Source organism: Flavobacterium cyanobacteriorum (assembly GCF_002251835.1).
Classification (GTDB): Bacteria; Bacteroidota; Bacteroidia; order Flavobacteriales; family Flavobacteriaceae; genus Flavobacterium; species Flavobacterium cyanobacteriorum.
The window spans coordinates 1-22,331 of record NZ_NOXV01000275.1 but is presented as its reverse complement, the minus strand read 5'-3'; the positions used below and the strand labels follow the sequence as shown (position 1 = coordinate 22,331).

Genomic DNA, 22,331 nt, shown 5'->3' with positions numbered 1-22,331 from the left:
CGTCAACCCTTTTTTATTTAACAAATAAGTTTAAACCACTTCATTATGTAATTGTTAACTTTTAAAAGTTATTGTAAAAAATTAATTATGATAGATTGCATTTAATAGTTACTTTTGAAGCACTTTTTCACACAGATAATTTTGAACAATGGTAAAAGATTTATTTGAAAGGATACAAAAAAATAAAGGCCCTTTAGGGAAATGGGCTTCGCAGGCTGAAGGCTACTATGTATTCCCTAAACTTGAGGGGCCGCTGGCCAACAGGATGATGTTCCACGGGAAGGAAGTGATTAACTGGAGTATTAATGATTACCTGGGGCTGGCCAACCACCCTGAAATACGGAAAGTTGATGCTGAAGCTGCCGCTGAATACGGTTCGGCTTACCCTATGGGTGCCAGGATGATGAGCGGGCACACCAGCTACCATGAGCAACTGGAGCAGGAACTCGCTGCTTTTGTAAAAAAAGAAGCGGCGTATCTTTTAAATTTCGGTTACCAGGGGATGGTTTCTACCATAGACGCACTTGTTTCAAAAAATGATATAATTGTGTATGATGTTGACTCACATGCCTGTATTATTGACGGTGTCCGGCTGCACATGGGCAAGCGTTTTACCTACAAGCACAACGATATTGAGAGCCTTGAAAAAAACCTTGAGCGTGCTTCCAACATGGCCGAAACCACAGGCGGTGGCATACTGGTGATTACCGAAGGCGTTTTCGGTATGCGCGGCCAGCAGGGTAAACTAAAGGAAATTGTTGCACTTAAAGAAAAGTTCAACTTCAGGCTGCTGGTTGATGACGCGCACGGTTTCGGTACGCTGGGTAAAACGGGTGCGGGAGCAGGCGAGGAGCAGGGCTGCCAGGATGGCATTGATGTTTATTTTTCGACATTTGCAAAATCAATGGCCAGTATAGGGGCTTTTGTTGCCGCTGACAAAGATGTAATAGATTTCCTGAAATACAACCTGCGCTCGCAGATGTTTGCCAAGTCGCTGCCAATGCTGCTTGTTAAGGGCGCGCTGAAGCGGCTTGATATGCTGAGGACTATGCCGGAACTTAAGGACAAGTTGTGGGAAAACGTTCAGGCACTGCAGAATGGCCTTAAAGAAAGAGGCTTTAATATAGGTGATACCAACACTTGTGTAACTCCTGTTTATCTTGAAGGCAGTATCCCGGAAGCTATGGTTATGGTGAACGACCTCAGGGAGAATTATAATATCTTCCTTTCTATAGTAGTTTACCCGGTTATACCAAAAGGTATAATACTGCTAAGGATGATCCCTACAGCTACCCATACTATGCAGGATATTAATGAAACCCTTGCTGCCTATGAGGCTATAAGGGAAAAGCTTGAGAACGGTACTTATAAAAAGATTGCTGCTGAAACTACGGTTGACGTATCGGGGGAGTAAATGGCTTGTTTATTGGGTTTTTATACGTATTTTACAGTATGCTCAAGAGCCTTTCCGTGGTGTACACCGCCGTTTTGAACCAGCCCCGATANCTTGCTGCCTATGAGGCTATAAGGGAAAAGCTTGAGAACGGTACTTATAAAAAGATTGCTGCTGAAACTACGGTTGACGTATCGGGGGAGTAAATGGCTTGTTTATTGGGTTTTTATACGTATTTTACAGTATGCTCAAGAGCCTTTCCGTGGTGTACACCGCCGTTTTGAACCAGCCCCGATAGAAGCGGCATCCTCCCCGCCGCCTGCTTTTGCGGCGGGGAGATAGAGCGGATAGCGGGCCCGGGCGATAACAGGCAGGGCGCTTTGCAGGCTGCTCCAAATACATAGTATTGCCGCCTTCCTTGTAACATGAGGGTTACAAGTCTTTTCTGTAGGTTCTCCTTCGTTTATTTACAACCGGGTTAAAATGCTTCCAGAGGTTGTGCATGGCGTGGTTATCTTCCAGTTCGGGTGTCCTGATGCACTGGTCGATATTGTTTTTACTGAATACTTTATAATATTCGTCAAATATTATAGCTGTTACACCTTTGTTCTGGTAGGAAGGATCAATGCCTATAAGGTAAAAAACAACATTTTTGCTCTTTTTCCTTGCCTTAAGCAGATGTATAAAGCCAAAAGGAAATAATTTGCCGTTAGCTTTTTTGAGGGCTTCGCTAAAAGAAGGCATAACGATGGTAAAGGCTACCATTTTATCTTCTTTGTCAAGCACAAATTTTATGTACTCAGGATTGATGAGGCTTATGTATTTTTTCCTGAAATATTCTTTTTGTTCATCTGAAATAGCTACGAATGATGCCAGTTTTTGGTATGATGCATTAAACAGGTCGAAAAGTTGGTCAACATAGGGCATTACTTCTTTTGTTGTAGCGGGGTTCACGGGCCTCAGGCCATAGCGCTGTTTTATAAGGCTGCTGGCTTTTTGGAAAGGCTGGGGATCTACATCCCTCATGGTAAAAACGCTTTCTATGTATTCTTTTTCCTTAATAAAGCCTAATTGTTCCAGGTGGTCTTTGTAATACGGGTAATTATACCATGTGATCATGTTGCCGAGCTGGTCAAAGCCTTCGGTGAGGACGCCTACCTTGTCGAGGTTAGAAAAGCCCATAGGCCCCTCGATGTATTCCATTTGGTGTTTCCTGCCAAATTCGCTGACTTTTTCCAGTAGCGCCCTGGTAACTTCGATGTCATCAATTACATCAAACCAACCAAAACGGACTTTCTTTTTTTGCTGGCTGTTGACTTCTTCCCAGTTGATGATGGCAACAATTTTACCTACGATTTTCCCGTCCCTGAAGGCAAGGTAAAAACGCGCGTCGGCATTTTTAAAAACAGGATTTTGAGTTTTGTCAAAACCGGCGAGTTCATCATTGATCACAGGCGGCACCCAATAGGGGTTCCCTTTGTAAAGGTCAAAAGAAAAAGTAATGAATTCCCTGAGTTCTTTTTTGGTTATGGCTTCCTTTATGGTTATCATGTTATTCTTCAGTTGGAGGCGTTTCCTGCTCTGCAGCGGCTTTTGCTTCTTTTCGTTTTTTAATACGTTCCCTGCGTGCTTCTTTTAATTTTTTCTTTTTCTGTTTTTCTTGTTTTGCCTGCTGCCTGAATTCTTCCTCACGGCTGCCTTCAAGGGGCATGAATATTTCCTCATAATTATCGTCAAAACGCCATGAGAAGCCTATGCCTCCGTAAAGTATGGAAGGGGTATTTTTTAAATTAGAAGTAATTGAGGCATCAACCTGCATATTTGAGCTTAGCAGCCATGCAGCTCCTATCCTTCCAAGCCCGTCAGCATAGTAATCGCTTGAGTAACCCTGAAATTCAATAAAGCCTGACCATCTTTCGTTAAACCCGCGTGTCATGGTGGATATGTAGCCGATGCTCGGGTATTCGGTAGTAAATTTATCATATATAAAATTGTTTACCCACACCCATTTTTCCCAGTGGTGCTGCGTAATGGCCATAACCTTGGGGCTTATTTTGTCGTTCCTGAAGGTATAGGGATTGTCATTACCGGGGAAATTAGCCCCGGCAAAAACAGCTACAGCGGGTACAAGTTTCCTCCAGTTGAATTTGTGGTTGGCCTTCCAGCTGAGTAAATTAGGCTTTGGGTTGTAGTTTTTGTCAGGATCATATATAAGGTACTTGGCGCCGAGTATCAGTTGCTTAAAATCGTTTCGGTTAGTAACGCTAAGCGCATCCTCATATTGGTCAAACTGGTATTGTATATCGGCTATAAACTCCAGTTCTTCCAGTATAGCGCCATATCTCAGCATGAGGTCAAACCCTATGCCCCGGGTTTTATAATTCAGTACATCGTGATCCTCCTTAATCCCATATATGCCCGCTTCAGCCTGTATTATGGTTTTTCCGACCGAAAATGCACCCATTGATTCGCCGGGGCGGTTGGTATTAATTTCATCGGTATACTGGGAGTAGGTGAGGGTTGAGGCAAGGAGCGCCATGCCTGCTAAAGATTTCTTAATGGTGTGCATCTTCCTGCCCGTTTATTGGTTGTAGTTATGTTTCTCCAAATGTAGTATATTTTATTATTATTTTAAGAGGGCGATTTTATTTTTATGGCAGATATTACGTATTTTTGACAAAAATTTAAGAGAATGGAAACGGCATCTTTATCCGGTACTTTAAGGGTAATTTTAATCATAATCCTTGTTTACTATGCCCTCAGGTTCCTGTTGCGGATTTTTGCGCCTGTTATTATTCAGCAGGTTGTGAAAAAAGCGGGACAGGACTTTTATGAGCAGCAGCAGTATAAACAGCCTCGCAATGCGCCTGAAACAGGAAATAAAAGCCCACGCCCAGCTGAAAAGAAAAAAATAGGGGAATACATTGATTACGAAGAGATAGAATAGTGCAGCCTCCGCAAAGGGGGCTTTTTTATTTGCAGCCATTGCAGGAAAATAAGTATCTTCACGGCGTTTTACCAGACCATCATGAAAAACTTCAATAAGATTTATTCCCATGCCTTAGCCATACTGGGCTTTGTTGTAGTGTCACTTATTTATTTTTATCCGGTATTGCAGGGTAAAAAAATATTCCAGTCTGATATTGCCCAATTTACCGGGATGGCAAAGGAGCAAAATGATTTCAGGAAAGAAACCGGGGAAGAGCCCTACTGGACCAACAGTGCCTTTGGCGGTATGCCAACCTATCAGTTAGGCGCTAATTATCCTCATAATTATATAAAGGAGTTAGACTCTATAATACGTTTCCTGCCGCGTCCCGCAGATTACCTTTTTCTTTATTTTCTTGGCTTTTTCATACTTTTAAGGGTGTTAAAGGCTGATGTAGGAAAAGCCTTTGTGGGCGCACTTGCGTTCGGTTTTTCAACCTACCTTATAATCATATTAGGGGTGGGGCACAATGCCAAAGCACATGCTATTGCCTACATGCCCATCGTTGTTGCAGGTGTTATCATGGTATTCCAGAAGCGATATATTGCAGGAGGGCTGCTCACCATGGCAGCAGCTGCCCTTGAAATAAATGCCAACCACTTCCAGATGACATTTTACCTGCTTATCCTGCTGTTGGTTATAGCCATATATTTTATTGCAGGCATTATAAAAAGTAAAGATTTCAGGCATTTAGGGTTATCATCCGTGATTTTTGTTACAGCCGGTATCCTGGCTATAGGGGCTAATGCCACTAACCTCATGGCTACATCAGAATATGCGGGGTACAGTACGCGAAGTGACAGTGAGCTTACTTTTGAGCCTGATGGTACGCCGAAAAAGAGCAGTAATGCTATGAGCTACGAATACATTACTGAGTATAGCTATGGTATTGCTGAAAGCCTTAACCTTATTGCGCCGAGGCTTTTTGGCGGTGCAAATAATGAAAAGCTTTCTGAAGATTCCCATATGGTTGAATACCTGCAATCACAACAGATTGCGGAAGGGCAGTATATTTCTAAGCAGCAGGCAGTAGAAATAGCACAGGGCGGAATGCCAACTTACTGGGGAGACCAGCCTATAGTAGCAGCGCCTGCTTACATTGGTGCCGTTGTTTTTTTCCTGTTCGTATTGGCCCTGTTTGCAGAGAAAAGGAAAATAAAATACGCGCTTCTTGCAGGGGCATTACTTTCGTTAATGTTATCATGGGGGAAGAATTTCCCTTTGCTTACAGATTTGTTCATCAATTACTTCCCGCTTTATAATAAGTTCAGGGCAGTGTCATCCATACAGGTTATTTTAGAACTTTGTGTTCCTGCCCTTGCCATTATGGGCCTGTATTCTTTCTTCATTGCCGAAAAAGAAAAACAATGGGACCATTTATGGAAATCCGCAGCGTGCAGCCTTGGCCTTATCGTGCTGCTGTTCCTTTGCAAAAGCATGTTTAGTTTTGCCGGCGGTAGCGATGCCATGTATATTGAAAATTATGGAACTGAATTTATCAACGCGCTTAAAGCTGACAGGAAAGACCTGTACAGTGCCGACCTGTTGCGTTCCTTTGTTCTTATATTGCTGGCAGCGTTGGCATTATGGCTATATACTAAACAAAAAATGGCCCGGAATGTAGCGGTGGTTATAACGGGGATTTTAATGGTTTCCGACCTTTATTTTGTAGACAGGCGTTATGTAAACGCAGATGATTTTAAAAACGCCAGGGAAGTTGACATGCCTTTTGAGCCTACTATTGCCGACCAGCAGATACTACAGGACAAATCGCATTACCGCGTTTTTGAAGTTGAAGGCAATATGAGCAGTGCGAGGGCTTCTTATTTCCACAAATCAATAGGAGGCTATCATGCGGCCAAACCCCGTAAAATACAGCAGCTTTTTGATTACCAGATTGCCAGGAACAATATAGGCGTGCTGAACATGCTGAATGTAAAGTATGTAATCCAAAATACTGAAAATGGCGAAAACATACCGACGGTAAACCCTGATGCCAATGGCCCGGCGTGGTTTGTAAGCAACATTAAACCTGTGGGCACAGCTGATGAGGAAATGAAGGCCCTCAATAAGCTTGATACGAAAAAGACAGCCGTTATCAATACAAATAAATTCGGTCGGCAGTTTAAAAATAAAACAGCTTTTACTGTTGATACCACAGCAACTATAAAACTTGAAGCTTACGAGCCCAATTACCTCAAATACGTTTCAGATAACAAACATGATGGGTTGGCCGTGTTCTCTGAAGTTTATTATGCTGATGGCTGGAAAGCAACTATTGACGGCAAGCCTGCCGGCATAATTGAGGCAAATTATGTGCTGCGCGCCTTAAAAGTTCCTGCCGGCAGGCACACTATTGAATTTAAATTTGAGCCGCAGGTAGTAAAAACAGGAAGTACTATAGCGCTAATAAGTACAATTGGCATGCTGCTGTTGCTGGGCGCAGGTATTTATCTTGAAAGGAAAAAAACTGCTTCTGCCACTGTTAAGCAGTAATTTGTATATCTAACGCACTAACAATCGGCTTGAAAGTCCTCATCATAACATATTACTGGCCTCCGGCCGGCGGGCCCGGAGTACAGCGGTGGCTTAAGTTTGTTAAGTACCTGCCTGAATTTGGCATTGAGCCAGTTGTTTATATACCGGAAAACCCTACTTACCCGCTTATAGACAACGGGCTTTTAGAAGAAGTAAGGGCGGATGTAACTGTGTTGAAGCAGAAAATAACTGAACCTTATGCTTGGGCTTCAGCTTTTTCCAGGAGCAGTACAAAAAAAATAAGCTCGGGTATAATACCCAACAAAAAAAAGCAATCGTTACTTCAAAAACTGATGCTGTGGGTAAGGGGCAACCTTTTTATTCCTGATGCCCGTGTGCTTTGGGTACGGCCTTCTGTACAGTATCTTGAAAAGTATAGTAAAGAGCATGATATTGAAGTAATAATTACTACAGGCCCGCCACACAGCCTGCACCTGATAGGTAAAAAATTAAAGGAAAAACTATCTGTAAAGTGGCTGGCTGATTTCAGGGATCCTTGGACGACAATAGGCTACCATAAAGAGCTGAAGCTTTCTGCCTATGCTGCATCAAAACACAAGAGCCTGGAGAAAGAAGTATTAAATGCCGCTGATGCCATAGTAGTAACAAGCCCCACAACCAAAAAAGAATTTGAAGCCCTTACAGCCAGGCCTGTAACCGTGATAACCAATGGCTATGATGTGGAAAAAACTGAAAAGCAGCCATTAGATGAAAAGTTCACCATAGCGCATATAGGCTCTTTTTTGTCAGAACGGAACCCGAAAATACTTTGGGAGGTACTTTCAGAGCTGGTAAAGGAAAATGAAAGTTTCAGGAATTCGTTTGAACTAAAGCTGATAGGGGCTGTAAGCCAGGAAGTGCTTGCTTCGGTTAAACAGCATGGCCTGGAGCCTTACCAAAACCTTGTGGGATACCTGCCCCACAAGGAAGCAGTGGCACACCAGCGAAAATCTCAGGTATTACTTTTAATAGAAATTGATTCGGCAGATACACGCTGCATCATCCCGGGGAAGCTCTTTGAGTATATGGTGTCAGAAAGGCCAATCCTTGCCATAGGGCCCGATAAAGCTGATTTTGCCGATATACTTAAAAGTACCAATACCGGCATATTCGTTACATATACCGAAAAAGACAGGCTCAGGAACGCCATTATTGATTATTTTGATAAATATACCGGGCAAACCCTTACCTCCCATGGTATAGGTTTGCAGCAATATTCCCGCAAAAACCTTACGGAACAACTTGCTGTTTTGCTTAAAAAACTTCCGGACACTAACCGCTAAACTGGTATTTTTTAAATATAATATTTTGATAATCAAATTTTTAATACAGTTACTGAGTCCAATGTTAAGTTTTTTGCCACAGTTAAAACTTAACATTGGAGTATTCAATTAGTAGTTAATTTTGTAACTATAAATTTACTTTTTAATATTTTTAATATAACCTTAGGTATGGCAAATAAAAAACAGAACGCAGCAGAAGGGGCACCAGGAAATCCGGATGAAAAAATTCCCGGAATACAAGGAGATACGGTTTCGGCAACTGAAAATAACCCGGATGAAATAACAGCCCTAAAACCACGCAGGAGGGGCAGGACATCCGGAAAGCCTCAGGCGGGTATACAGGCAGCGGAACCTGCTGGCCGGGAGGTGACAAAGCCAGAGGAAAAAGCCACGCCCAATGAAGGCGTGCCTGCTGCGCCGGAACTTGTTGCATTAGAAGCCACAGAAGATGTTACAGCACCGGTAAAAGAGAAGAAAGAGAAGAAAGAAAAAAAAGGCAAAAAAGCCAAAGCCGCAAAGGCAAAGGAAAAAGTTAAGGGCAAAAAGAAAAAAGCCAAAGCCAAAAAGAAGAAAGAAAAACTAAAAAAGAAAAAGCAGAAAGCTAAAGCCATCAAGCTGGAAAAGGCCAAAGCAAAAAAGAAAGCCAAAAAGAAGGCCGGCAAAAAGAAATAAAGGATAGGCAGCTATCCTTTTTTCATTGAGGCGGATAATTAGTATATTGCCATATAAGATAAAGTACCGCTATTTGGTACGCAAGCCACAAACCGCTAATCATGAAAAAGATATTCCTGCTGCTGCCATTGGCACTTTTAGCTTCCTGTAAGCAAAATACCGCTTACACCGCTTCTGTTACCCGGGTCATTTGCGATACCCTCCTGGCAGATGATATCAGTATACGTGCCCTTGTTATTGACGGTGATAAAGTATGGTACGCCGGAAGCAGAGGGAAATACGGGTATGTAAGCCTTAGCGGGCAGAAAGCATTTAGCGGGATCATGGCACAGGATACGCTGTTCCCTGAGTTCAGGGCTATAGCAAAGACAAAACATCATATACTTATCCTTAATGCAGGCACACCAGCCTTGCTCTACAAGATAACCAAAGACGGCAGCCGCAATAAAGTAGTGTATACTGAAACAGGGGAGAAGGTATTTTATGACAGTATGCTGTTCCTCGATGACAAAGAAGGTATTGCCATGGGCGACCCTGTAGAGGGATGCCTCTCAGTCATCAAGACTACAGACGGAGGTGAAAGCTGGGCAAAGCTGCCCTGCACAAGCCTGCCGGCCACAGATAGTGGTGAAGCCGCATTTGCTGCCAGCAATACCAATATTGATATTGCCGGCAATACAATATGGATGGTATCGGGGGGTAAGAAATCCCGTGTTTTTGTAAGTAAAGACAAGGGGGAGAGCTGGCAGGCTTACAATACGCCAATTATTCAGGGTACTGAATCAACTGGTATTTATTCTGTTGATTTTTATGATGCCAAAACAGGCTACGCTGTGGGGGGCGACTACACAAGGACCAAAGAAGGAAGGGCCACTAAGATCAGTACACGGGATGGCGGCAGGACATGGAAAGCCGTTGCCGAAGACGCCGGCTTTGGGTACGCCTCCTGTGTGCGGTACCGGCCGGGGAGCTTGGGCAGGGAACTAATTTCCGCAGGGCCCTCGGGGATATACTATTCCTTTGACGGCGGCGCCACGTGGAAAAGGATATACAATGACACTTCGCTGCATACCGTACTATTTACTGACAGCAAAACCGTTGTGGCAGCCGGTAATGGCAAAATACTGAGGCTAAGGTTAGTGACACTCTAAAACTTCCTGTAAAGCAATATTATTTTACTTTTTTGGGCGTGTCCCTGCGGGCCGGGCTTTCCGCTGCAAGTCCTCATTCCGCTGCGCTGCATTGCGGGCTTTCCGCTGCAATCCCTCACGCGGGGTGGTCGGTGAGAGGGGAGTGGGCGGTTTTCATAATGATTTGTTAAAATTAATTTAAATCGTTACATTCGTAAAGGAAGAATATAGCGCCCGGCTTTACCCCGGCCAGCCCTCCGGGGNTTTTATTGATTTTTAATCAATTATGTTTTTTGTCGTGTACTAAACAAAAAGTTATAAATACAACAAAGCCGGGGTGTGCAGATTTTATAGTTTTTCTATAAACGTAAAAACTAATCCATAATACGTTTTAGGTCAAGTAATACCAGTACCTGGTTACCGTTGTTATAGACTTCAAACTGTGGGCCTTCCAGTTTTGCGCCATGCCACCCTTCAGCTTTTGTTTTTCTAATTTCTGCAAGTTTGGCAAGGCCTGTTACCAGTACCTTTTCGGTAATATTGACTTTTTTATTTTGAATAGTTAAAATAAGGTATTCTCCTGATTTGTTTTCATACCCGGTTATTGTATAAGAAAATTCGCCTGGAAAAGCAGCAATAAATTGTAGTACATAATCCCTGTATGGCTTTGTGCCGGGCTGCAATTCTTCCAGTGCATTATAATATGTTTCAGGTTTGTTTTCGGGCTTGCAGCACAGGCATAGTGCCAGGATGCTGAGGAATAATAATATATTTTGTTTCATCAGTTTATTTTCCTGCAAACATACAAAGTAACTAGCATTTTGCATGACCGGTATGGACATAAATGTCAGTATGTGGTTGGTATGCGATGCCGGAATTTGCCCGCACCCGTGTAGAAACGGATATGCGTATCACTATCATGCCCTGAATGCGCAAAAAATACTTTACAATAACTTTAATGGTTGAATTGATTTTCCTATTTTTGTTCCACTTTTAATAAGATAAACGCATTAATCATGAATTTACACGAATATCAGGGAAAAGAAATACTGGCAAGCCATGGCGTTCGCGTGCAGCGCGGTATTGTAGCCAATAATGCTGCTGAAGCTGTAGCCGCTGCTAAACAGTTAACGGCTGAAACCGGCACCGGATGGCACGTTATTAAGGCGCAGATCCATGCGGGAGGCCGCGGTAAGGGCGGAGGTGTTAAACTTGCTAAAAACCTTCAGCAGGTTGAAGAACTGGCAGAGCAGATAATAGGCATGGACCTGATAACCCCACAAACGCCCCCTACAGGCAAAAGGGTTCACAAGGTGCTTATTGCTGAAGATGTTTATTATCCCGGAGAAAGTGAAACTTCAGAGTTCTATATGTCTGTGCTTCTTAACAGGGGCAAAGGCCGCAACATGATAATGTATTCAACCGAAGGAGGTATGGATATTGAAGAAGTGGCTGAAAAAACACCACATCTTATTTTTACGGAAGAAATTGACCCTGCAGTGGGCCTTCAGGGTTTCCAGGCCAGGAGGATAGCCTTTAACCTTGGCCTTAGCGGCAATGCGTTCAAGGAAATGATAAGTTTTGTGACTTCGCTTTACAAAGCTTATGTAGAAAGCGATGCTTCGCTTTTTGAAATCAATCCCGTGCTGAAAACATCTGATAATAAAATAATGGCTGTAGATGCTAAAGTTGTACTTGACGACAACGCACTTTACCGCCAGAAGAAATATGCTGACATGCGCGACATCCGTGAGGAGAACCCTATTGAGGTTGAGGCTAAGGAAGTAGGCCTTAATTATGTGGACCTTGACGGTACTGTAGGCTGCATGGTTAACGGTGCCGGCCTTGCCATGGCAACCATGGACCTGATAAAATATGCAGGTTATGAGCCCGCAAACTTCCTTGACGTGGGAGGTACTGCTGATGCAAAGCGTGTAGAAACGGCTTTCCGTATCATTCTTAAAGATCCTAATGTTAAGGCTATACTTATCAATATATTTGGTGGTATTGTACGTTGCGACCGTGTAGCACAGGGTGTGGTGGATGCCTACAAAAATATGGGTGACTCCATCAAGGTGCCTATTATTGTCCGCCTGCAGGGAACTAACGCCGACATTGCTAAAGAACTTATTGATAACTCAGGCATGCCAATCCTTTCTGCTACTTTATTCCAGGAAGCAGCTGACCAGGTTAAAGCGGCTTTAGGAGGAAGCAATTAATACAGTAACTTAACATTTATCATAATAAAAAATCCCGGCCATAAACCGGGATTTTTATTTGTACATCATCATCTGTGCATAAGTTTTATTTGTGTCGGGAGCTGTATCTTTAAGCGATTTCCACAAGTAATTCCAGTACCTCATCAACCGATTGCAGCCTGTACTGCGCTGCCGTTGTACCCCTGCCCACTTTTACTGAGAATTCATTTTTTCCTTCAAGGCTTTCAAAAAGGTCTTCATCTGTTTTGTCATCGCCAATGGCTAAAACAAAATCATGTGTACCGCAAAGTATATGGTTTCGGCACGTAGTACCTTTATGAGCCATGAAGTGCTTTACCTCAATTACTTTATTGCCATCAATAATCTGGACGGGGGTGTTGTACAGGTGGTTCTTAAGCAAGGTAAGCAGCTCACGCGAATTTAAAAAACCGGGCTTTTCCTCAACACGCCGGTAATGCCATGCTACCCCAAATTCCTTAACTTCTATAAAACTCTGGGAGTTGAGTTCGGTATATTCTTTCATTATATCTATCACGCGTTCTTTCCATTCCGGCATTCCCTGTATAACAGGCTCCCAGGTGTTACGTTTAATATATCCTCCATGTTCGGCTACAAGGCCAACAGGCAGGTGCCCCAGGTGCTTCTCTAAGAAATCCCTGTTACGCCCGCTGATTACCCAAACTTCATTTTTAGGATTTCCTGCCAGTGCCCTGAGCAGGTCAAGCAGGTCGGTGTCAGGTATTGCCATATCGGGTGTAGGTTGCAGTTTTACCAGTGTGCCGTCAAAATCTAAAAGCAAAAGCCTTTTATCAGCCGCCCGGAATTGCTGCATCAGTACGGACCTTTCTTTACCATATAGCGGTTTCGTTTTTATATCAGCTTTGTGTACTTCTTCAGTTTCAGTTAAAAACCGTGCCACCCACCTGAAAACATCATGCTTTTTAAGATAACGCTGCATCCGTTCCATCCGCTGCGCCTGTTCTGTTTCATCCATGTTAAGGGAATAGCAGATCTTTTCGGCAATCTGCTCCGTATCAAAAGGGTTGATAGTTATGGCATCCTGCATTTCCTTTGCTGCTCCGGCCAAAATACTTAAAATGAGCGTGCCCTTCAGGTCTTTTCTCGATGCCACATACTCTTTTGCCACAAGGTTCATCCCGTCCCGCACTGGTGATATAAGGGCTATATCAGCACTTGTGTAAAGTGCGATAAGCTTTTCAAAATCAACAGACTGGTATTGGTATACAACAGGTGTCCACTTATAGTTTCCCATACTTCCGTTAATCCGGCTTATGGTGAGCTCAATCATCCGCTTTCTTTCCCCATACTTGCTTATCTCTTCCCTTGAAGGCACTATAACAAGCAGGAATACAACTTTTTCCTTCCACTCCGGGTATCTTTGCAGGAACTTTTCAAATGCGGCAAGCCGGTTATTGATTCCTTTTGTATAATCGAGCCTGTCCACAGAAAATATTATTTTTTTGTCCTCATACAGGCTTGTTATTTCATTCCGGAGCATCACAACATTTTCATTGTCGAAAGCGTCATAAAATTTATTAAAGTCAATGCTGATAGGGAAGGAGCCGAGTTTGGTATGGTGTGTGTCCTGGCTTATTACAAAATTACGCTGTGGTATTCCGAGTGTCTTTTCAACACATTCTGCAAAATGAATAGCATAATCCCAGGTGTGGAAACCCGCCAGGTTTGCACCCAGTATCCCTTCCAGCAGGTAACGCTTGGCTTTGTTAGGCAGGATGCGGAACAATTCAAAATTTGGGAAAGGTATGTGCAGGAAGAAACCTATCCTGGCATCAGGGTTAGCTTCACGAACCAGTTTGCCAAGCCCCAGGAAATGATAATCATGTATCCAGATAATATCGCCGGGTTCATATAGGGCATTTACTTTTTCAGCTACTATTTCATTGGCTGCTTTGTAGGCTTCAAAACCTTCATCATCATATTCTACAAAAGAAGGGAAATAATGGAAAAGAGACCACAGGACCGAGTTACTGAACACGTTGTAAAATTTCCTGTTCAGCTGCCTATCGAGGTACACCGGCTCAATATCAAATTTTTTGCTGTAGCTGTCTTTATATTTCTCCCATGTTTCCTTTTCAAAATCGGCAATACCCACCCAGGTAAGGTTACTGCTGCTCTTTTCGGAGTAGGATAATATGGCAGTGGCCAGCCCTCCGGCGCTTTGGGTTACATTTACCTTTCTGCCGGCCTTTTTTATAGAAACAGGTAACCTGTAAGATATGGTAATTATTTTCATGTACCTTGTTTACTGCACTTCCATGCGGGGTGACGTACCCAAAGATACAAAAGCCTTATTTTACAAGGGGTTTACAGTAGGTTACTTAACATATATTTAAGCTGCGCCTGGTTATAAAAAATCACTTTCCTGCTCAGGATTTTTTGTTCTTTCCGTTGTTGAACTTTACCTTTTCCATTACAGGCGCTGGCTTTTTAGGGCTGTCTCCCGTGATTTTTGACGGCTTTTTTACAACCGGTTTTTTTGTGTTGTCACCCGCCTTTCCGGCTGTTGTGCTTTTAAGATCAGTTTGTTTTGCGGGCTTTTTGATAATGAGTTTTTCCTTTGAAGCGGTATTGTCCTTAACCGCAGCCTTGTTCTGCTCCAGTACCTCGTTAGGGTTCTTTGGGTTGTCTTTAGTGCCGCGGAGGTGGATTACCAGGCCGTCAAGGAAGTTTCGCAGCACCTGGTCGCCGCATTCCATGTATTTAGGATGGTCCGCATTGCGGAAAAAAGCGCCTATCTCTGACTTTGAAATCCTGAAATCCACTAGCTGGAGGATATCCACAATCTGGTCATCGCGCAGCTGAAGCGCCACCCTTAGCTTCTTGAATATATCGTTGTTGTTCATTACCTGTATTTTCGCAAAGGTAACCATTCCATGTTTAGGCCCGCATTCCCCGTATATTTTTTTAAAACAAACACAATAAATTCTCAATAGCAAATGTCCTTAATCAGCAGCAGCCGGCTAAGCGCACATTTGTTGTGGCCTGGTCGCGCTGTCCGCTATATCTCCCCGCCGCAAAAGCTGGCGGCAGGGAGGATGCCGCTCCCATCGCGGCTAAAACCACACTCAGTCCATTCCTGCAGGCTTTCTGTCAGCTTGTTGTGTAAAGTCAGGATATTTTCGGGCAATGGTTGCTATGGATAGCTAAAAGCATCAGGATTTTATTTTATTGTAGTAGATTTTTTTGTAGTATAGCAACAAAATTGCAGTATGCTATGAACCGAAGGAACACACCCGCAAGAAAAGCAATACTCCAGCTGCTGCAGCAGGAAAAAACGGCACTTAGCCAGGACCGTATAGAAGCAGCGCTTAAGGGAGGCATGGACCGCGTTACCATTTACCGGGTGCTTAACCGTTTTTGTCAAGACGGTATCACCCATAAAATCCTTGCCGACGACGGAAAAAACTATTATGCCCTGTGCCGTGGCTGTGAAGGCGAAATGCATGACCATAATCACTTCCATTTCAGGTGCATATCCTGTCATAACATAGAATGCCTCGATGAAAAAGTGGCAGTAAGGCTTCCTGAAGGCTATAGCCTGCAGCATATATCGGGATGGGTTACCGGCCGTTGTGCCGCCTGTGCCGGGCAAAACCCAGTTTTGTAATGATATCCGGGGATTGGGAATCACAAAAAAATACGTACTTTTGCACCTCGAAAACAAGGAAAAACAATAATGTTAGACAGATTACAGATAATAAAACAAAAGTTTGACGAAGTATCAGACCTAATTATACAGCCGGATATAATAGCCGACCAAAAGCGTTATGTGCAGCTGAACAAAGAATATAAAGACCTTAAAGCGCTTGTTGAAAAGCGCGAAGAATACCTAAATGTAACGGGCAACCTCAAGGAAGCGCAGGATATAATTGCCGACGGCAGTGATGCTGAAATGGTGGAAATGGCCAGGATGCAGCTTGATGAAGCAAAAGAGAGGCTTCCACAGCTCGAAGACGAAATAAAATTCATGCTCATACCTAAAGACCCCGAAGACGCTAAGAATGTAATGGTAGAGATACGTGCCGGGACCGGGGGCGATGAAGCTAGTATATTTGCGGGCGACCTTTACCGCATGTACACAAAATACTGCGAAAGCAAAGGCTGGAAGACCAGCGTAGTAGATATAAGCGAAGGTACTTCGGGTGGTTTTAAAGAGATTATTTTTGAAGTTACGGGTGAGGATGTTTATGGTACACTAAAGTTTGAAGCTGGTGTGCACCGCGTGCAGCGCGTACCACAGACTGAGACACAGGGGCGTATCCACACCTCCGCCGCAACCGTAATGGTGCTTCCTGAAGCCGAAGAGTTTGATGTGCAGATTGATATGAACGATGTGCGTATTGACCTGTTCTGTTCATCAGGCCCAGGCGGCCAGTCCGTAAACACCACTAAGTCTGCCGTGCGGATGACGCACATCCCTACGGGCCTTGTGGCACAGTGCCAGGACGAAAAATCGCAGCACAAAAATAAAGACAAAGCCCTGCAGGTACTCCGTTCACGCCTCTATGAAATGGAACTTGCCAAAAAACAGGAAGAAGACGCGGCAAAGCGAAACAGCCAGGTCTCCAGCGGTGACCGCTCAGCCAAGATACGCACCTACAACTACCCACAGGGACGCGTTACCGACCACAGGATTGGCCTTACTCTCTATGACCTTGACGGCGTGATGAACGGCAACATCCAGAAACTTATCGACGAGTTGCAGCTGGTAAACAATACCGAAAAACTAAAGGAAACAGAAGTTTATTAATATATCCCGCTACGGCGGGATTTTTTCTTATTTCTGATAGCCCTAAAGAAATGATTTTTGATTACGGTTATCTGTTGAATCTTCGTTATCCTTATTGTATAATCATTATTTTTGCACTCACAACTTTTACAAAAATGACAATCCGGCAACTTACGCACCAGATTCTCCAAAAAAAATCCTTTCTCTGCATTGGGCTGGATGTGGACCTGGACAAAATACCACAACATCTACTTGCTGCCAAAGACCCGATATTTGAATTTAACAAAGCCATAATTGATGCCACGCACGACATTGCGGTGGCATATAAGCCCAACACTGCCTTTTATGAAGCATATGGGCTAAAGGGGTGGGCAGCCCTCGAAAAAACTATCAATTACCTTAATAACAAACATCCTGAGGTTTTCACTATTGCTGATGCCAAACGTGGTGATATTGGCAATACGTCAGCCATGTACGCAAAAGCGTTCCTGCAGGACCTGGGCTTTGACTCGGTTACTGTTGCGCCGTATATGGGCAAAGACAGCGTAGAGCCTTTCCTGGCAGTAAAGGGCAAGTTCACCATACTCCTGGCGCTCACCTCAAATGAAGGCGCTTTTGACTTTCAGGTACAGGGCGCCGGCAATGGCGAATTGTATAAAAAAGTCCTTGAAACATCCAAAACATGGCAGGGTAGCGACAACCTTATGTACGTAGCAGGGGCTACCAAAGCGGAGTACTTTAAAGAGATACGTAAAATTGTACCCGACAACTTTTTGCTCGTCCCCGGTGTAGGCACCCAGGGCGGAAGCCTTAAGGATGTCTGCCGCTATGGCATGAACAGCAGGGTAGGCCTGCTCGTTAATTCATCACGCGCCATAATATACGCCGGAACCGGGGAAGATTTTGCCCTCAAAGCCCGCGAAGAAGCCCTTAAAGTACAGCAGGAAATGAAAGAAATTTTATTTCAGGTTTAATGTTTCAGGTTGCCTCGCGCTTAATCAAGATATATCTCACTTTAACCCTGGACCTGCTTAACCCTAAAACCTGAAGCTTGAAACCTCAAACCAAATCTTATACCGACCAGATAGGCCACACCATTACCCTGTCCGCAACCCCTAAGCGTATAGTATCCCTTGTGCCGTCACAAACGGAGCTTCTCTTTGACCTTGGGCTTGAAGAGCGCATAGTGGGTATTACAAAATTTTGCGTCCATCCCTATCATTTCCGGGTGACGAAAGAAAAAGTAGGGGGTACCAAAAAAATACATATAGAAAAAATACGAATGCTGCAGCCCGATATTATCATCTGCAATAAAGAAGAAAATACAGAAGAAATCGTAGCATCCCTGCGCGCCATAGCGCCGGTATGGACCAGTAACATCATCACCATACAGGACACCCTGGACATGATTGAAGCCTTTGGCAGGATGTTTTCCGTGCGTACACAGGCACAGCAGTGGATTGATAAAATAAATTTCGGGCTTCAGGAATTTCAGGAATTTATTAAAGACAAAAAAACACTGAAAGCAGCCTATTTTATCTGGAAAAACCCATACATGGCAGCTGGCAGTGATACCTTTATCAATGAAATTATGAAGCTGAACAACTTTGCCAATATTTACGAAGGCCGGGGGCGCTATCCTGAAATTATCATCCAGAAAATAAGGATCCAGGGCAATCCGGACGTTGTTCTCCTCTCTTCAGAACCCTATCCTTTCCGGGAAGAAGACGCCTTTGAGGTAGGCCGCTTTACCCATCATGCCAAAACCGTTTTTGTAGATGGGGAAATGTTTTCCTGGTACGGTAGCCGGCTCGCCAAGGCTTTTCCATACTTCAGGCAGCTCCGTGAGCGGTTAACAGACGCTGACGAGGCTTAGCTATTTCGCCAGCCGCCGCAGATACGTTACATATTCTTCGGCGGTATCAAATTCTTCAAAACCTGTCTTGCCCAGCAACTTCCCGGTTTTATCCAGCAGCACAATATAAGGGAAAAATCCGTCTCGGTTATATTTTTCTGCCAGTATTATCTTCATGTCGTTCACATCCACCGGCTCCGGGTTACCCTTTTTCTGCAGGAAATCGGCCCGCAGCAACACCCATGATTTTTTAGCTTCTGCTTTGAAGGCTTCACTTTGCCACACCGTCTTCTCCAGTTCCATACAACGCGCGCACCAGTCAGACCCCGAAAAAACAAGCAAGATAGTTTTGTTTTCAGCGGCAGCTTTCTTTTTTGCGGTCTCAAGGTCATAGTTCCAGTCCTGCGCAAGGCACGTTAAAGGCAGCAAAAAGCCAAGCAAAAAAATACTCTTCCTCACGTTTTCTCTTTTTTTGGCAAAAATAATAAAGTACACGTATCCCCGTGCGGCGCCACCACATTATTTCTTCAATACCACACCTCAACTGATTTTCCGGCAGGGCATCCCGCGGTAGCATATTTTCAGTACAAAAGGTTTTTTAATAATCTGGAGCAGCCGGCTAAGTACCTTTTTTTTGGGGCTTGGTCCTGCTGTCGGCTCTATCTCCAGGCTGCCCTAAGCACGGCAGCCTGGAGGATGCCGCCTCCATCAGGGCTAAAGGGAATGGGTGGTGTGTGCCTGGGTAGGAAAGTCAAAAAAATGTTTTAAAGTAAAGCATACCTCAGGATTTTGGGATATACAAATACTGTCTCGCATATACCTTTACCAAAGTCACGTTCTCAGATATATTCTATTAATCGGTCTATTCACAAACTAAAATTAGGGCTACATACAAAATGCCGATAGTGTAGCTACCGGCATTCTTCTAACTAACCCTAACCAAATGTGAGAAAACCATTAATTTGTGGTGCAAATTACTTAAATAAATTTCGCTCAGATGTTAAGGCAGTGTTATTTTTATTGTGCTGAAAACTAAAAAATTAGCTACCGTTTATCCTGCATGGCAAACACTTTTTTCAGCAGTGATGAGGTACGTGCACTAAGGTTCTTCCTGATGTTTTTCTCTTCAACGGCAATCATTTTGAATACGCCTTCCAAGGCTTTGCTGGTAACATAATCATTAAGGTCCGGGTTAACTTTGCTCACCATAGGCAGGCTGTTGTATTTATTGATTAATTTTGCCCAAACCGTGTCAGCGCCTACCTTGCTCAGCGAATTTTTAACCACGGGGTTAAATTTTGTATATAAAGGTGTTGTGGTGTTGGTTTGCAGGTAGGCAGTAGCTGAGTTATCAGCGCCAAGCAGGATATTCCGTGCATCAGTGATGGTCATGTTCTTTACTGCCGTAACAAAAATAGGTGTAGCTTCTTTTACAGCGTCCTCGGCGGCACGGTTAAGGACCTTTATGCCTTCATCCGCAAGGCTGCCCATTCCCATTTTACGCAGTGTCTGGTCCACTTTCATCAACTCTTCCGGCAGGAGTATCTTCACCGCTTCATTTTTATAAAACCCGTCTACCGCCGTCAGCTTGGAAACCTGTTCGGATATTCCTTTGTTCAAAGCTTCTTTTAATGCGGCCGAAATATCGGCATTAGTTACAACACCCTTCCCTGTTTTAGAAGCTACCGTACTTTTGGCTTTATCTACAAGGCCTTTAAGTTGCGCATTCGCACACGTGGCAATTAGTATTAAAAATACTGCTGTTAATATTTTTTTCCTCATAATTGTAATTTATTGATAAATAAAAAATGTTCCTAATATAAATTAAAATTATTCTTTCATAAAGAAATAAGATATAGTTATTTATAAATAATTCCTATGAAAAAATACATTTGTAAAAGATAAAAACTATTAACAAAAAACATTATGGAAAACACTAAACTTACCACAGCTTCAGGCAGGCCCTATACAGAACATGAAAATTCCCAGACAGTTGGGCCAAGGGGGCCAATATTATTACAAGATTTCATTCTTCATGAAAAATTAGCACATTTCAACCGTGAGCGTATTCCTGAGAGGGTAGTCCATGCCAAAGGTTCAGGCGCTTATGGTACATTTACAGTTACGCATGATATAACACAATATACCCGTGCAAAGATTTTTGCCGCGGTAGGGAAGCAGACAGACCTTTTCCTGCGATTTTCGACAGTAGGTGGCGAAAAAGGCTCGGCCGATACAGAGCGTGACCCACGGGGATTTGCCATAAAATTTTATACCGAGGACGGCAATTGGGACTTGGTGGGCAATAACACGCCGGTATTCTTCATTAAAGATCCGAAAAAATTCCCGGATTTTATACACACACAGAAACGCGACCCGCAAACTAATATGAAATCGCCTGCCATGATGTGGGATTTTTGGTCATTAAATCCTGAAAGCCTCCATCAGGTACTTATACTCATGAGCGACAGGGGCACTCCTTATGGTTACAGGCACATGCATGGTTTTGGAAGCCATACATTTTCCTTCATAAATAATGATAATGAGCGCTTTTATGTCAAATTTCATTTCATCACCGCCCAGGGCATAAAGAATTACACAAATAACCAGTCAACCGAAATGAAGGGTACAGATCCTGATTTTGCACAGCGCGACCTTTTTGAAAACATTGAGAAAGGCAATTACCCTAAATGGTTTATGAAGATTCAGGTAATGCCTGAAGCAGAAGCAGTAACGTATAACATCAATCCGTTTGACCTGACCAAAGTTTGGCCGCATGCGGATTATCCGCTTATAGATGTTGGCGTAATAGAACTGAACCGAAACCCGGATAATTATTTCCAGGATGTAGAACAGGCAGCATTTGCCCCCGCGCATGTAATTGACGGTATAGGGTATTCTCCGGATAAGATGCTGCAGGGAAGGCTGCTCTCATACCCAGACGCCCACCGCTACCGCTTAGGTGCCAACTACGAACAAATACCGGTAAACAAATGCCCTTTTGCCATAAATAATTATCAAAGGGATGGAATAATGAGGGTTGACGGCAATGGCGGCAGCAAGCCGAATTATTTTCCTAATAGTTTTGACAATATTAAAATAGATGAGCGTTACAAAGAGCCGGCCTGGGAGCTCGAGAGCAATTTGGCAGACTGGTATGACCGGAATGCGGAAGGAGAAAATGATCACTACAGTCAGCCGGGCAATCTCTTCAGGCTTATGGACGAAGAGGCAAAACAAAATACTATTAATAATATTGTAGGCGCCATGAGCGGCATATCGGGGCCAAAGCGTGATGAAATTATAAACAGGCAGTTGTGCCACTGGTTCAGGGCCGATATCAACCTTGGGTTGGCTATTGCGTCAGGATTAAATGTAACTATTGACAGGGCTATGTTTACCCCGCACACTGCGTAATATTCCGCAATAATCAGGAAGAAGCCGTCTCAATACTTAAATTTTGAGACGGTTTTTTATTTGA

General features: G+C 43.6%; 19 protein-coding genes. 12 read left to right on the top strand and 7 right to left on the bottom strand.

Annotated features, from left to right (window positions below; translation table 11 throughout):
• Positions 1-148 precede the first annotated feature (148 nt).
• Positions 149-1,414, top strand: coding sequence for an aminotransferase class I/II-fold pyridoxal phosphate-dependent enzyme (locus CHU92_RS10250; RefSeq protein WP_094415243.1), 1,266 nt, complete (start codon positions 149-151; stop codon positions 1,412-1,414).
• 411 nt (positions 1,415-1,825) lie between these two features.
• Here the strand turns inward: CHU92_RS10250 and CHU92_RS10240 are convergent, their stop codons facing one another.
• Together CHU92_RS10240 and CHU92_RS10235 are read right to left on the bottom strand one after the other, a co-directional pair.
• Positions 1,826-2,944 carry a GNAT family N-acetyltransferase gene (locus CHU92_RS10240; RefSeq protein WP_094415240.1) on the bottom strand — a complete coding sequence of 373 codons (1,119 nt, stop codon included), beginning with the start codon at positions 2,942-2,944 and terminating at the stop codon, positions 1,826-1,828.
• 1 nt (position 2,945) lies between these two features.
• The gene (locus CHU92_RS10235; RefSeq protein WP_094415238.1) at positions 2,946-3,962 is read right to left on the bottom strand and encodes a transporter; all 1,017 of its coding nucleotides are present in this window, start codon (positions 3,960-3,962) and stop codon (positions 2,946-2,948) included.
• A gap of 123 nt (positions 3,963-4,085) precedes the next feature.
• Between CHU92_RS10235 and CHU92_RS10230 the strand changes: the two genes are divergently transcribed.
• From CHU92_RS10230 to CHU92_RS10210, 5 genes are all read left to right on the top strand, one after another.
• Complete coding sequence (locus tag CHU92_RS10230) at positions 4,086-4,340, top strand: hypothetical protein (RefSeq protein ID WP_094415236.1); 255 nt, start codon at positions 4,086-4,088, stop codon at positions 4,338-4,340.
• 81 nt (positions 4,341-4,421) lie between these two features.
• Positions 4,422-6,878 (top strand): YfhO family protein, encoded by a 2,457-nt coding sequence (locus CHU92_RS10225; RefSeq protein ID WP_094415234.1) that lies wholly within the window; start codon positions 4,422-4,424, stop codon positions 6,876-6,878.
• Between the two features lie 29 nt (positions 6,879-6,907).
• Positions 6,908-8,203: a glycosyltransferase family 4 protein gene (locus CHU92_RS10220; RefSeq protein WP_243389586.1), complete on the top strand. Its 1,296-nt coding sequence runs from the start codon at positions 6,908-6,910 to the stop codon at positions 8,201-8,203.
• 168 nt (positions 8,204-8,371) lie between these two features.
• Positions 8,372-8,875 carry a hypothetical protein gene (locus CHU92_RS15570; RefSeq protein WP_129583054.1) on the top strand — a complete coding sequence of 168 codons (504 nt, stop codon included), beginning with the start codon at positions 8,372-8,374 and terminating at the stop codon, positions 8,873-8,875.
• A gap of 101 nt (positions 8,876-8,976) precedes the next feature.
• The gene (locus CHU92_RS10210; RefSeq protein ID WP_094415230.1) at positions 8,977-10,026 is read left to right on the top strand and encodes a WD40/YVTN/BNR-like repeat-containing protein; all 1,050 of its coding nucleotides are present in this window, start codon (positions 8,977-8,979) and stop codon (positions 10,024-10,026) included.
• A 353-nt stretch (positions 10,027-10,379) separates the two neighbouring features.
• On the opposite strand, the gene CHU92_RS10205 is transcribed toward CHU92_RS10210, so the two are convergent.
• Positions 10,380-10,787: a hypothetical protein gene (locus CHU92_RS10205; protein ID WP_129583053.1), complete on the bottom strand. Its 408-nt coding sequence runs from the start codon at positions 10,785-10,787 to the stop codon at positions 10,380-10,382.
• Between the two features lie 234 nt (positions 10,788-11,021).
• Between CHU92_RS10205 and sucC the strand changes: the two genes are divergently transcribed.
• Positions 11,022-12,224 (top strand): ADP-forming succinate--CoA ligase subunit beta, encoded by a 1,203-nt coding sequence (sucC, locus tag CHU92_RS10200; RefSeq protein ID WP_094415226.1) that lies wholly within the window; start codon positions 11,022-11,024, stop codon positions 12,222-12,224.
• 109 nt (positions 12,225-12,333) lie between these two features.
• On the opposite strand, the gene CHU92_RS10195 is transcribed toward sucC, so the two are convergent.
• Both CHU92_RS10195 and CHU92_RS10190 read right to left on the bottom strand, forming a co-directional pair.
• Positions 12,334-14,499, bottom strand: coding sequence for a bifunctional alpha,alpha-trehalose-phosphate synthase (UDP-forming)/trehalose-phosphatase (locus CHU92_RS10195; RefSeq protein ID WP_094415224.1), 2,166 nt, complete (start codon positions 14,497-14,499; stop codon positions 12,334-12,336).
• Between the two features lie 133 nt (positions 14,500-14,632).
• Complete coding sequence (locus CHU92_RS10190; protein ID WP_094415245.1) at positions 14,633-15,109, bottom strand: DUF1456 family protein; 477 nt, start codon at positions 15,107-15,109, stop codon at positions 14,633-14,635.
• A 371-nt stretch (positions 15,110-15,480) separates the two neighbouring features.
• Between CHU92_RS10190 and CHU92_RS10185 the strand changes: the two genes are divergently transcribed.
• From CHU92_RS10185 to CHU92_RS10170, 4 genes are all read left to right on the top strand, one after another.
• Positions 15,481-15,873: a Fur family transcriptional regulator gene (locus CHU92_RS10185; RefSeq protein ID WP_094415222.1), complete on the top strand. Its 393-nt coding sequence runs from the start codon at positions 15,481-15,483 to the stop codon at positions 15,871-15,873.
• 69 nt (positions 15,874-15,942) lie between these two features.
• Positions 15,943-17,016 carry a peptide chain release factor 1 gene (prfA, locus tag CHU92_RS10180; RefSeq protein ID WP_094415220.1) on the top strand — a complete coding sequence of 358 codons (1,074 nt, stop codon included), beginning with the start codon at positions 15,943-15,945 and terminating at the stop codon, positions 17,014-17,016.
• A 134-nt stretch (positions 17,017-17,150) separates the two neighbouring features.
• Positions 17,151-17,969: an orotidine-5'-phosphate decarboxylase gene (pyrF, locus tag CHU92_RS10175; RefSeq protein WP_094415218.1), complete on the top strand. Its 819-nt coding sequence runs from the start codon at positions 17,151-17,153 to the stop codon at positions 17,967-17,969.
• A 77-nt stretch (positions 17,970-18,046) separates the two neighbouring features.
• Positions 18,047-18,871, top strand: coding sequence for an ABC transporter substrate-binding protein (locus tag CHU92_RS10170; protein ID WP_094415216.1), 825 nt, complete (start codon positions 18,047-18,049; stop codon positions 18,869-18,871).
• Here the strand turns inward: CHU92_RS10170 and CHU92_RS10165 are convergent, their stop codons facing one another.
• Both CHU92_RS10165 and CHU92_RS10160 read right to left on the bottom strand, forming a co-directional pair.
• Positions 18,872-19,309 carry a thioredoxin family protein gene (locus tag CHU92_RS10165; RefSeq protein WP_094415214.1) on the bottom strand — a complete coding sequence of 146 codons (438 nt, stop codon included), beginning with the start codon at positions 19,307-19,309 and terminating at the stop codon, positions 18,872-18,874.
• Between the two features lie 585 nt (positions 19,310-19,894).
• Positions 19,895-20,632 carry a DUF4197 domain-containing protein gene (locus CHU92_RS10160; RefSeq protein WP_094415212.1) on the bottom strand — a complete coding sequence of 246 codons (738 nt, stop codon included), beginning with the start codon at positions 20,630-20,632 and terminating at the stop codon, positions 19,895-19,897.
• Between the two features lie 144 nt (positions 20,633-20,776).
• On the opposite strand from CHU92_RS10160, the gene CHU92_RS10155 reads away from it, so the two are divergent.
• The gene (locus tag CHU92_RS10155; RefSeq protein WP_094415210.1) at positions 20,777-22,267 is read left to right on the top strand and encodes a catalase; all 1,491 of its coding nucleotides are present in this window, start codon (positions 20,777-20,779) and stop codon (positions 22,265-22,267) included.
• Positions 22,268-22,331 lie beyond the last annotated feature (64 nt).

Bases quoted from the DNA above. Each gene is read 5' to 3' on its own strand.
- CHU92_RS10185 (WP_094415222.1), top strand. From the start codon at position 15,481: ATGAACCGAAGGAACACACCCGCAAGAAAAGCAATACTCCAGCTGCTG.
- prfA (WP_094415220.1), top strand. From the start codon at position 15,943: ATGTTAGACAGATTACAGATAATAAAACAAAAGTTTGACGAAGTATCA.
- CHU92_RS15570 (WP_129583054.1), top strand. From the start codon at position 8,372: ATGGCAAATAAAAAACAGAACGCAGCAGAAGGGGCACCAGGAAATCCG.
- CHU92_RS10205 (WP_129583053.1), bottom strand. From the start codon at position 10,787: ATGAAACAAAATATATTATTATTCCTCAGCATCCTGGCACTATGCCTG.
- CHU92_RS10230 (WP_094415236.1), top strand. From the start codon at position 4,086: ATGGAAACGGCATCTTTATCCGGTACTTTAAGGGTAATTTTAATCATA.
- CHU92_RS10240 (WP_094415240.1), bottom strand. From the start codon at position 2,944: ATGATAACCATAAAGGAAGCCATAACCAAAAAAGAACTCAGGGAATTC.
- CHU92_RS10190 (WP_094415245.1), bottom strand. From the start codon at position 15,109: ATGAACAACAACGATATATTCAAGAAGCTAAGGGTGGCGCTTCAGCTG.
- CHU92_RS10235 (WP_094415238.1), bottom strand. From the start codon at position 3,962: ATGCACACCATTAAGAAATCTTTAGCAGGCATGGCGCTCCTTGCCTCA.
- CHU92_RS10250 (WP_094415243.1), top strand. From the start codon at position 149: ATGGTAAAAGATTTATTTGAAAGGATACAAAAAAATAAAGGCCCTTTA.
- CHU92_RS10225 (WP_094415234.1), top strand. From the start codon at position 4,422: ATGAAAAACTTCAATAAGATTTATTCCCATGCCTTAGCCATACTGGGC.
- pyrF (WP_094415218.1), top strand. From the start codon at position 17,151: ATGACAATCCGGCAACTTACGCACCAGATTCTCCAAAAAAAATCCTTT.
- CHU92_RS10160 (WP_094415212.1), bottom strand. From the start codon at position 20,632: ATGAGGAAAAAAATATTAACAGCAGTATTTTTAATACTAATTGCCACG.
- CHU92_RS10210 (WP_094415230.1), top strand. From the start codon at position 8,977: ATGAAAAAGATATTCCTGCTGCTGCCATTGGCACTTTTAGCTTCCTGT.
- sucC (WP_094415226.1), top strand. From the start codon at position 11,022: ATGAATTTACACGAATATCAGGGAAAAGAAATACTGGCAAGCCATGGC.
- CHU92_RS10195 (WP_094415224.1), bottom strand. From the start codon at position 14,499: ATGAAAATAATTACCATATCTTACAGGTTACCTGTTTCTATAAAAAAG.
- CHU92_RS10155 (WP_094415210.1), top strand. From the start codon at position 20,777: ATGGAAAACACTAAACTTACCACAGCTTCAGGCAGGCCCTATACAGAA.